At 66.9% G+C, this 10,783-nt stretch carries 9 protein-coding genes; all 9 read left to right on the plus strand.

From position 1 onward, the window contains the following. Positions 1-75 precede the first annotated feature (75 nt). Positions 76-1,734, plus strand: coding sequence for a PP2C family protein-serine/threonine phosphatase (locus GV161_RS14675; RefSeq protein WP_159650315.1), 1,659 nt, complete (start codon positions 76-78; stop codon positions 1,732-1,734). Between the two features lie 166 nt (positions 1,735-1,900). Further along, positions 1,901-3,538: a type VI secretion system protein TssA gene (gene tssA / locus GV161_RS14680; protein WP_152016394.1), complete on the plus strand. Its 1,638-nt coding sequence runs from the start codon at positions 1,901-1,903 to the stop codon at positions 3,536-3,538. Between the two features lie 46 nt (positions 3,539-3,584). Further along, complete coding sequence (gene tssB, locus GV161_RS14685; protein WP_152016395.1) at positions 3,585-4,088, plus strand: type VI secretion system contractile sheath small subunit; 504 nt, start codon at positions 3,585-3,587, stop codon at positions 4,086-4,088. Between the two features lie 28 nt (positions 4,089-4,116). Next, entirely contained in the window at positions 4,117-5,601 is a 1,485-nt protein-coding gene (tssC, locus tag GV161_RS14690) for a type VI secretion system contractile sheath large subunit (RefSeq protein ID WP_152016396.1), read from the plus strand. Positions 5,602-5,662: 61 nt separating this feature from the next. Continuing rightward, a complete protein-coding gene (gene tssE / locus GV161_RS14695) occupies positions 5,663-6,070 on the plus strand; it encodes a type VI secretion system baseplate subunit TssE (protein ID WP_159650317.1) in 408 nt (135 codons plus the stop codon). A gap of 4 nt (positions 6,071-6,074) precedes the next feature. After that, complete coding sequence (gene tssF / locus GV161_RS14700) at positions 6,075-7,823, plus strand: type VI secretion system baseplate subunit TssF (RefSeq protein ID WP_159650318.1); 1,749 nt, start codon at positions 6,075-6,077, stop codon at positions 7,821-7,823. After that, positions 7,787-8,767: a type VI secretion system baseplate subunit TssG gene (gene tssG / locus GV161_RS14705; RefSeq protein WP_152016399.1), complete on the plus strand. Its 981-nt coding sequence runs from the start codon at positions 7,787-7,789 to the stop codon at positions 8,765-8,767. Before tssF ends, tssG begins: the two co-directional genes overlap by 37 nt. A gap of 113 nt (positions 8,768-8,880) precedes the next feature. After that, positions 8,881-10,251, plus strand: coding sequence for a type VI secretion system-associated FHA domain protein TagH (gene tagH / locus GV161_RS14710; protein WP_152016400.1), 1,371 nt, complete (start codon positions 8,881-8,883; stop codon positions 10,249-10,251). After that, the gene (gene tssJ, locus GV161_RS14715) at positions 10,248-10,778 is read left to right on the plus strand and encodes a type VI secretion system lipoprotein TssJ (RefSeq protein WP_159650319.1); all 531 of its coding nucleotides are present in this window, start codon (positions 10,248-10,250) and stop codon (positions 10,776-10,778) included. The genes tagH and tssJ overlap by 4 nt, the downstream gene beginning before the upstream one ends. Positions 10,779-10,783 lie beyond the last annotated feature (5 nt).

The raw sequence follows: 10,783 nt of genomic DNA on the forward strand, positions 1-10,783 counted from the left end.
AGGACCGGGTGCCGAGGGGCGGCGATGCGCCGCCTCTTGGCGTTGGGTCAGCGGCGTGAGGCCCGAGCGTTGAAAATGACAGTCAAACGCAAACTTTACGGGCTCGCCGCGCTCGGCATCCTGATCGCTGCGATCGTCGCCGCCGCGGCGGTCTACGGTGTGGCTGCCATGTCGAGCGCCAGTCATTCGATCTTCAACAACGCGCTGCTCGTCAACAAGAACGTCTCGACGCTGGTCGTGCTGTTCGAGCAGAGCCGGACCTTCGTGCGCGGCGTCAACGCAGGCACCAGCAAGGACGAGATCGCCAGGGCCGATGCCGCCTTCAACGTCATCGATCAGAGGCTCGCCGACACCAGCATCGACGTGTTCCGCTCGATCACCAATGAAGGGGTTCGCGAAGCGGTCACCGCTTTCATCGCCGCGCTCGACCAGTCGCGCCGCGTCGCGACGGAGATCTTCGAATCCTGGAAGGCCGGCGACGCGCAGAAGGCGGCGCGGCTCTACGAGGATGACGGCCGCAACGAAGCGGCAATGCGCGAATCTCTGTCGACGCTGACCGCCTTTCTGGACCGGCTCGCCGATCAGGAACTGAATGCGCTGGAAGAGACGCAGCGGACGACGACGCTGGTCGCCATCGCGGTGGCGGCGGCGGTCCCGTTCCTGATCGTCATCGCCTTCCTGGTGGCGCGTCAGATCGCGACGCCGATCGCGGCGCTGACCTTCGCGGCGCGCGACGTCGAGCGCCGCAAATTCGAGCCGAGCTCGATCGAAGCCGTCGCCGGCCAGCGCAATGAGTTGGGCTCGCTGGCGCGCGTCTTCCAGAAGATGGCTGTCGACGTGCAACGGCGCGAGGAGGAGCTCGAGGGGCTCGTGCACGAGCGCACGCGCGATCTCGAAACCAAGAACGAACTGCTCGAAAAACAGCACAAGCGGATGGAGACCGAGCTCGACATCGCCCGCTCGCTGCAGGGCGCGATGCTGCCGCAGCGCATGCCGAAGCATCCGAGCTATTCCGGCCGCGCGATCATGCGGCCGGCGCGTGAGCTGGGCGGCGACTTCTACGACTTCTTCGTGATCGGTGAGGACGAGATCGGCCTCGTCATCGCGGACGTTTCCGGCAAGGGCGTCCCCGCGGCCTTCTTCATGGCGATCTCGCGCACAGTGTTGCAGTCCAGCGCGCGCGAGCGTCGTTCGGCAGGGGAATGCCTCGCCGAGACCAATTCGATCCTCTGTGAGCAGAATCCGCTCGATATGTTCGTCACGGTCTTCTACGGCATCCTCAACCTGCGGACGGGCGAACTGAGCTACGCCAATGGCGGGCACAATCCGCCGATCATCGTGCGCGAGAGCGGCGAGGTCACTGAGCTGCCCGTCACTGGCGGTATCGCGATGGGCATCATGCCCGGCCTCTCCTATGAGCAGGGCAGCCTGACGTTCGAGAAGGGCGACACGCTCTTTCTCTATACCGACGGCATCTCCGAGGCGATGGACACTCAGGGCCGCGAGTTCACCGTCGATCGCCTCGTCGCCTCGCTGAGCGAGAGCCATCGCCAATCGCTCGACATCGTGGTGTCGAACGTCACCGACGCCGTCAGCCGTTTCGTTGGCGACGCCCCGCAGCATGACGACATCACCTATCTGGTCGTCCGCTACAAAGGCCCGCCGGAGCAGATCGAACTCGAGACGATCAAACGCGCTGAGGATATCGGTGGTTGGGCAATGAAAGCCGTCTAACAATAAGCCGGCTGTGTATTCATTACGTTCTGATAAGTGAGGGTGGCCCTCAAGCGGTTTCGATAACGATAGTCGCGCGGTCACAACAAGGTCATCGAAGTTTCAATAACGGGCGTCATCAACGTCAGCGGGGCCAAATACACAATGGTCGCCGCTGCGAGCGTCGATGTCAGAGTCCAGTTCCACCTTTTTCGATCCGCGGATCGCGAGCGGTGCATTGCCCGTGTCCGAGGCAGTGCCTGCCGGCTCGGAGCCGCGCAGCTCGTCCGAATTCGAGGAGTTGGAGAACGAGGTCCGCAAGCTCGAGACCGACGGCCCGCTTGCGGTGAACTGGCGCGAGGTCGCGCGGCTGTCGACCGCCGTGCTGGAGACGCGCGGCAAGGACCTTCTGGTCGGCGCCTGGCTGGCGCACGCACTCTGCCGCGAAGAGCGCTATCACGGCCTTGCCGTCGGACTCGGCATCCTGCGCGGGATGATCGCCGATCATTGGGACGGCATGCAGCCGCCGGCCGCCCGCGAGCGCGCCCGCGTCGGCGCGCTGGAATGGCTGGTTGGCCGCACCGCTCCGCTCTGCGAAGGCGAAACCGGAGAGAGCGACTGGCCAGCGGTGCTCTACGCCTATGACGCATTGACCGAGATCGACACGCTCGCCGGTGAGAAGCTCCGCAAGGAGCAGGTCGCGCTCGGCGATCTCGTGCGCGCGCTCCGGCCGCATCGCGACGCCGCCCGCCGTGCCCTCGCCGAAGCGGAGCAGAAGCGCAAGGACGCCGAGGCGGAAGCCGCCGCCAGGGCCCAGCAGGAGGTGCAAGCCGCCGCACGCGCAGCCGAGGCGCCCGTGCCGACTCCGGCCGCAACGCCGGCACCACCCGCGCAGGCGCCGGCCGCAGCGCAGGCGCCGGTTGTTTCGGCGGCGCTCGACCTCTCGACAATCGAGACCCTGCCCGAGACGCTGCGCACCCTCTCGGCCGGGCTGATCGGCCGCAGCACCGCGGATGCGCGTGCTTACCTATTGTCGCGCGTCGCCTCCTGGTGGCGCATCCGGCAATTGCCGCCGAACGAGGGCGGCCGCACCGGCGCGATGCCGCCTGTCGAGGAGGCTGCCGCCATCCAGGCTCAGCGCCAGGCGGGCCAGAACCAGGAGGCGCTCCGTGCACTGAACGAGCTGGTCTGGACCGCGCCGTTCTGGTTCGAGGGGCACCGCCTCAGCGCCGAGATCCTGAAGGCCATGGGCGCTGACCATGCCGATGCGGCTGCGGCGGTCGGCGGGGCGATGAACATGCTGTTCCGCCGTTTTCCCGAGCTGATGAATTTCGGCTTCGGCGACGGCAAGCCTTTCGTCGATCCCGCGACCCGCGACTGGATCGAGGTGAATGGCGGCGGAGGCGGCGCTGCTTCAGGTGATGCCGACGGACTCGACAGGGCACTCGGCGAGGCCAGGGCGCTGGTCGCCGCCGGCAAGGCGCCTGAAGCGGTCGATCTGCTGGCGGCCCTGACCCGCGGTGAGATCGGCGGACGCAACCGGGTGCTGCGCCAGATCGCCCAGGCGCGCTTCTGCCTCGATGTCGGCCTGATCGCCGCGGCGCTGCCGCTGCTCGACCATCTCGAGAACCTGCTCAAGACCTATGACCTCGAGAACTGGGAGCCGCAGCTCGCCGCCCAGGTGGCGGAGCTGCGCTTCCGGGCGCTCACCCATGCCGATGCCGCCCGCCTCGTCGCCGAGGACCGGCGCCGCATCGGCCTCGACGAGACGCGCCAGCGCCTCGTCCGGCTCGACCTTGCAACCGCCGCGCGCCTGTTCCGGTGACCGGCTCCATCTGAAGACCAAGTTTCACCACGCTGGGGAGCACGTCATGTCGAAGGAAGTCTCAGTCGCTCCGAAGGAGCGCGTCAACATCAAGTTCAAGCCCGCGACCGGCAATGTGAAGGAAGAGGTCGAGCTGCCGCTGAAGCTGCTGATGGTCGGCGACTTCACCGGCCGCGCCGACGACCGCCCGGTCGAGGAACGTTCGCTCGCTGACATCAACAAGGACAATTTCGACGACGTGCTGAAGGGCCACGAGCTCAAGCTCGACGTCGCCGTCGCCAACAAGCTCGACGAAGCCGCCGATGCGCCCGATGTCCGCGCCTCGCTCTCCTTCAACAAGCTGAAGGATTTCGAGCCGGATGCGGTGGCGCGCCAGGTACCGGAGCTGCGCAAGCTGATGGAGCTGCGCGAGGCGCTGGTCGCGATGAAGGGCCCGCTTGGCAACGTCCCGGCCTTTCGCAAGGCGATTCAGAGCGTGCTCGAGGACGATGCGGCCCGCGAGAAGCTGCTGCGCGAGCTGACCGGCTCTGGCGACGGCAAGACCCTCTGATCACGTCAGCACGACAGGACCCGCAACCATGAGCAATCAGCAACTCGAGCTCGCCCAGGATGCTTCGGTCGTCACGACCGAATTGTCGCTGCTCGACCAGATCCTCGGCGAGACCAAGCTCCAGCCGAACGACGAGGGTTATGACGTCGCCCGCCGCGGCGTCGCCGCCTTCATCTCCGAACTAATGCTGCCGGCGCGCAAGGACGAGAAGGTCAACAACGCCGTCATCGACCAGATGATCGCCGCGATCGACGGCAAGCTCTCCGCCCAGCTCGACGAAATCCTCCATGACGAGTCGTTCCAGAAGCTGGAATCGGCTTGGCGCGGGCTGAAATTCGTCGTCGACCGCACCGATTTCCGCCAGAACATCCGCATCGAGCTGCTCAACTGCTCGAAGGACGAGCTCCTGGCCGATTTCGAGGACAGCCCGGAGGTCGTCAAGTCCGGCCTCTACAAGCACATCTACTCGGCCGAGTTCGGCCAGTTCGGCGGCAAGCCGTATGGCGCGGTGATCTCCAATTACGAGTTCTCCGCCGGCCCGCAGGACGTGAAGCTGATGCAGTTCATGTCCGGCGTCGGCGCGATCTCGCATGCGCCGATGATCGCCTCGGCTGGGCCGCAGATGTTCGGCGTCGAGACATACGAGGAGATCGCCAATCTCAAGGATCTCGAATCGATCTTCGAGGGTCCGCGCTATGCCAAGTGGAACGCCTTCCGCGAGACGGAAGACGCCCGCTATCTCGGCCTGACCGTGCCGCGCTTCCTGCTGCGCATCCCCTATGGTTCGGACACGGTTCCGGTGAAGGCCTTTAACTACGAGGAGAAGAGCGCCGGCGAGACCGACAACTATCTCTGGGGCAACGCGGCCTACACCTTCGCGACGCGCCTGACCGAGTCCTTCGCGCAGTATCGCTGGTGCCCGAACATCATCGGCCCGCAATCGGGCGGCGCGGTCGAGAACCTGCCGGTCCATAATTTCGAGTCGATGGGCCAGCTCCAGTCCAAGGTCCCGACCGAGGTGCTGGTGACCGACCGGCGTGAATACGAGCTCGCCGAGCAGGGCTTCATCGCGCTGACCATGCGCAAAGGCAGCGACAACGCCGCCTTCTTCTCGGCGAACTCGGTGCAGAAGCCGAAATATTTCGGCAATACGCCGGAAGCCAAGCAGGCGGAGCTGAACTACAAGCTCGGCACGCAGCTGCCTTATATGTTCATGATCAACCGCCTGGCGCACTACATCAAGGTGCTGCAGCGCGAGAACATCGGCTCCTGGAAGAGCCGCGAGGAGCTCCAGGAAGAGCTCGGCAAGTGGATCAGCCAGTATGTCGCCGACCAGGACAACCCTTCGCCGGAGGTCCGGGCGCGCCGGCCGCTGCGCAAGGCCGAGATCCGGGTCGAGGATGTCGAGGGCGAGCCGGGCTGGTACCGCGTAGCGATGTCGGTCGTGCCGCACTTCAAGTACATGGGCGCTGACTTCACGCTCTCGCTGAAGGGCAAACTCGACAAGCAGTGATGTGTCCTGCTTTGCCCCGCCTCCCATCGGAGGCGGGGCGACGACATTTGACGGGAATTCCGTGGCGAGCCTGTTCGAACGATTGGAGACCGCGCGCGAGCCCGGCGTCGGCTCACCCGACGCGGCGCCGCAGCTCGGCCTGTCCGACAGCGTGCTGGCGAATGTCAGGCGCATCCTGAACGCGCGCCAGGGCTGCTGCGAGACGCGGCCGGATTTCGGCATGCCCGATCTCAACGACATCTCGCGCGAGGCGTCCGAGACCATCCCGGCGATCGCGCAGACGGTGAAGGCGCAGCTCGAGACCTTCGAGCCACGGCTGCGCGAAGTGCTGGTCAAGCCAATGCTGAACGAGGCGCCTGGTGAGTTCGCCTTCTCGGTGAGCGCCGTGCTGATCGATGGTGAGAACGGCGAGGCGATGCGCTTCGACACCGTGCTCGGCAATGACCGGCAGATGCGGCTGCGGAATTGATGCGATGTCGCTGAACGCCCATTACGAAGACGAACTCTCCTATCTGCGCGAGCTCGGCCAGGAGTTCTCTCGGGCCAATCCGAAGCTCGCCGGCTTCCTGTCGCGCGAGGCGAGCGACCCCGATGTCGAGCGTTTGCTGGAAGGCTTCGCTTTCACCGTCGCGCGCCTGCGCCAGAAGCTCGAAGACGAGATGCCGGAGCTCGTGCACGGGCTGATCCGGCTGGTCTGGCCGCATTATCTACGCCCGATCCCGCCGATGAGCGTCGTTGCCTTCGAGGCGGCGGCAGGCGGCGGACCTGGCGTCACGCGGGTTCCGGCGGGCATTGCGCTGGCCTCGCGACCGGTCGACGGCGTCTCCTGCCGCTTCCGCACCTGCTATCCGGTTGAGGTGCTGCCGTTTTCGATCATGCGGACCGAGAGCGAGAACCGGCCGACCACGGCGCGGCTCGCGCTGACCCTGCAGGCGGCCGGGCGCGGCACGCTGCAGGGCCTGCAAGGCGGGCGCCTGCGGCTTTTCTTCAACACCGAGCGCGAGCCGCAGGTCGGGCGCACGCTGCTGCTCTGGCTGTCGCGCCATCTGCGGTCGATCACTGTCACCAGCGATTCCGGCGAGAGCGCCACCCTGCCGGCGAGTGCGATCCGCCCGGTTGGCTTCGAGGACGGGGAGGGCGTCCTGCCCTATCCGTCGAACGCCTTCATCGGCTTCCGGCATTTGCAGGAATATCTCGCCTTCCCGGCCAAGTTCCTGTTCGTCGACGTGACCGGGCTCGAAGCCTTGGCGGGCCTCTCGGGCAAGGCTGCGACCTTCGCCTTCGAGTTCTCGCGGCCCTTCCCGGATCAGGTCAGGGTGGCGGAGGGCCATGTCCGGCTGAATTGCACGCCGGTGGTCAACCTCTTCGCCCACGAGGCGCACCCGCTACGCATCGACCGCTCCCGCAGCGAGTACCGCGTCGTCGCTGGCGGGCGCGCGGGAGCGGAAATCTACGCAATCGACAAGGTTACCGGCTATCTGCAGGGCCGGGCCGAACGCATCGTCTACGAGCCCTTCGAAGCCTTCCGCCACGATCTGCCAGGCGAGGCTGAGAGCAAGCTCTTCTATCGCGAGCGGCTGCGCCCGGCCGTGGTCGGCCGCGGCGTCGATCACTACCTCTCTTTCGTCTCGCGCCTGGAGCGGGCCTCGGCCCCGCCGGCGGAGGTGATCTCGATCGGGCTGACCTGCTCGAACGGCGCTTTGGCCGAGCGGCTGCCCGTCGGCGCGATCGACCAGCCGACCTCGGAGACGCCGGCGACCGTCAGCTTCGCCAATGTGATGGGCGTGACGCCCCATACCCCGCCGCCGATCGGCGAGAACTTGCTCTGGCGCCTGATCTCGAATCTCTCGCGCAATTACGGCTCGCTCGTCGATGTTGGGGCGCTGCGCACGCTGGTCGCGAGCTATGATTTCCGCGCCGTGCACGATGCGCAAGCGCGCCGCCGGCTGGAACTGCTGCTGGAGGGGTTGGAAGCCTTCGAGAGCGGCGTCGAGGATGGCGTGCTGCGCGGTCAGCCGGTCCGCGTCCGCACGATCAGGTTGACCGTGGCCGAGAGCAAGATCGGCGGCGAGGCCGAGCTCTACCTGTTCGGGGCGGTGCTGGAGCGCTTCTTTGCGGTCTATGCCAGCCTCAACAGCCTGCACCGTTTCGCCATCCACGGCACCGAGAGCAAGGTCGAGTACAAATGGACGCCGCGGGCCGGCACGACGAGCGCGACCTGAGCGCCGTCGCGGCGCTCGACGCTGCCACGGTCCAGTTCAACGCTCTCTGCCTTCAGCTGGAAGAAGCTTTCCCGCAGCCGGGCGGCATCGGCTCGTCCGGCTCGCCGCGGCGTGAGGCAGTGCGCTTCCGCGCCAATCCGACGCTCGGCTTTCCGGCCGAGGAGGTTGCCGCGATCGAATTGCCGGCCCGCGCCGGCGAGCCCATCGTCGTCACCGCCAATCTCTTCGGCCTGCATGGCCCGTCCTCGCCACTGCCGCCGGCTTTCACCGAGCGCATCGTCTTCGCCGAGGATGGCGGGGCGTTGCGTGACTTCTCCGACTTCTTCAACCACCGCCTGCTCGGGCTGCTCTTCCGTATCTGGAAGCACTACCGACATCAGCACCGTTATGAGGCAGGCGCGACCGATCCGATCTCTGGCGCCGTCGCTGCGCTCTTCGGCATGTTCGGCGTCGCGCAGGAGGGTGACCGGCCGGCGCGCACGCTGCTCCTGCCCTATGCCGGCGTGCTGGCATTGCACAGCCGCTCGGCCTCGGTCGTCGCCGGCGTGGTCAGCCATTATTTCGGCGTGCCCAGTGCGATCGAGGAGTTCGTGCCGCGCGAGATCCGCATCCCGGAGGAGGCGCAGTGGCGCCTCGGTGCGCCCGGCATCGAGCTCGGCGTCGATACGGTCGCCGGCGAAGCCATGCGCGACGTCATGGGCAAGTTCCGCCTGCGACTCGGGCCGCTGACCTCCGCACAATGCGACCGGCTGCTGCCGGGTGGGCCGGACCATGCCACGCTGACCGAATTGATCCGCCTCTCGATCCGCGAGCCGCTGGACTGGGATATCGCCTTCGTGCTGGCGCCCGGAGAGGCGCGCCCATTCCGCCTCGGCGAGACACGGCTCGGCTGGTCGGGTTGGCTCGACGTCGATCCGGGCAGCCCCGTCGAATTCGTCATCTGAGGTCCAGTTGCGTCACATGATTGTTGTTCGCCTCGCCCAACCTTGCGCCAGCAGCGCCAAGAGCCGGCCCGACCGGTCGGCGGGGCATGCGTTGATGTGGGGCCGGGGGTAAGATGAGACTGCTGCTGACCGTGCTCGGGCTGCAACGCAGCACGCTCGGCGATCGGTCTACGCATATCTTCGGGGAAGCGGGTGGCACGCTCGGGCGCAGCGCCAGCTGCGACTGGATTCTGCCTGATGAGCGCAACACGCTTTCGGCCCGGCACGCCCGCATCTCGCATAACGGCCGCGGCTTCCTGATCACCGATACCAGCACCAACGGCGTCTATCTCAACGCGGTCGATGCGCCGCTCGGGCGCGACCAGAGTGCGCCGCTGAGCAATGGCGACACCATCTACCTCGCCGACTACATCATCTCGGTCGCGATCTTGCGCGAGGAATCGGCACCTGCACCGATGCCTGTCCCCATGCCGGTCGCCGCAATACCACCGGCACCTGCGCTGCAGCCGATCCCCGTCGCAGCGCCAGCCATTCCGATGGGCCTGGAGCTGCCAGCACCTGCGCCTGTCATGCCCGCATCGATACCGGCTGTGGCGCAACGCCAGCCGACACAAGTCCCTGGCTTGATCCCGGATGATTTCGACTTCAGCGACCTTGCCCCGGCAAGGCCGCAGGCCGTTCCGGCAACCGCGATGCCCATGCAGGTCGCATCGCCGCCGGCCCCGGTCATGCCAATGTCTCCGGTCGAGCCTGTCATGTCCCAGCAGGCACCCGCCGCGGCGGTCGATCCACTCGCCTTGTTGCGCCAGCGCGCCATGGCACGGGCCGCCTCGATCGACCTGACGCCGCAGGAGCCGGGCGCCCCGTCTCGTCCGATGGCCGACGTCGCGCTGCCGGGAGGCTCATCTGCGTCGACCTCTGGCGATGCCGCCGCTTTCTGGTCCGGGCTCGGGCTCGATCCGGCCCGCATCCCGCCCGAGGCGCGGGCGCGCTTGCTGGAGGAGCTCGGCGGCGCGCTGCGCCAGGCGGCGGGCGGGCTCGTCTCGATGCTGTCGGCACGCAAGTCGATGAAGGACGAGTTCCGCCTCGACCAGACGCGGCTCGCGCCGCAGGAAAACAACCCCTTCAAGTTCTTCTCGCATGGCGACGAGGCGCTGCGCCGGGTCGTGGTCGAGGGCGCACCCGGTTTCCTGCCGCTCGACATGTCGGTGAAACAGTGTTTCGCCGACATGCATGCGCATGAGGTCGCGCTCGCCTCGGCGATGCAGACCAGCATCCGCGAACTGCTCGACAGGCTGGCGCCGGCACGGCTCGAATCCGAAGCCGAGCCGGGCCTCCTCGGCCGCAAGCCAGACAGGAGCCGGCTCTGGGAGCGTTATGCCGAGCTGCATGGCGAGCTCGCGGGCGATCTCGACCGGACGATCCGCACGCTCGTCTCCGACGAGCTGGCACGCGCGTCTGCCCGGCCGGGAGCCAAGGCGTGAAGCCGGTCATCGGGTCTGTGCTGCTGCCGACGCGCCGGTCGTTGCTCGCCGGCCTCGCGGTCGGCGCCGGTGCACCGCTCATCGCTGCCTGTTCCTCCGGGCCGCCGGCAGCCAAGACGACCTCGCTCGAATTCGGGATCGAGGCCGACCAGGAGATCAATGCCAACGAGAATGGCGACCCGTCGCCGATCGTGCTGCGCGTCTACGAACTCAAGACCAAGAACGCCTTCGAGCAGGCGAGCTTCTTCGAGCTGCTCGACAGCGATACGGCCAAGCTCGGCGCCGACCTCGTCGCCAAGCGCGAGTTCGAGGTGAAACCGGGCGAGAAGAGTTCCGTCAAGCGCGACTCGCCGGCCGAGGCCAAGCATATCGGCGTGATCGCCGGCTTCCGCCAGATCGAGGTCGCGCAATGGCGCTCGCTGGTCGACATCGTGCCGGACCGCGACAACGCCTTCCTGATCACCGTCCGCGCCCTGGCCGTGAAGATCGAGTTGCAGCGCGCCTCCCGCAATTTCGGCCTGATCTGAGGTCG

Source organism: Bosea sp. 29B (assembly GCF_902506165.1).
Classification (GTDB): domain Bacteria; phylum Pseudomonadota; class Alphaproteobacteria; order Rhizobiales; family Beijerinckiaceae; genus Allobosea.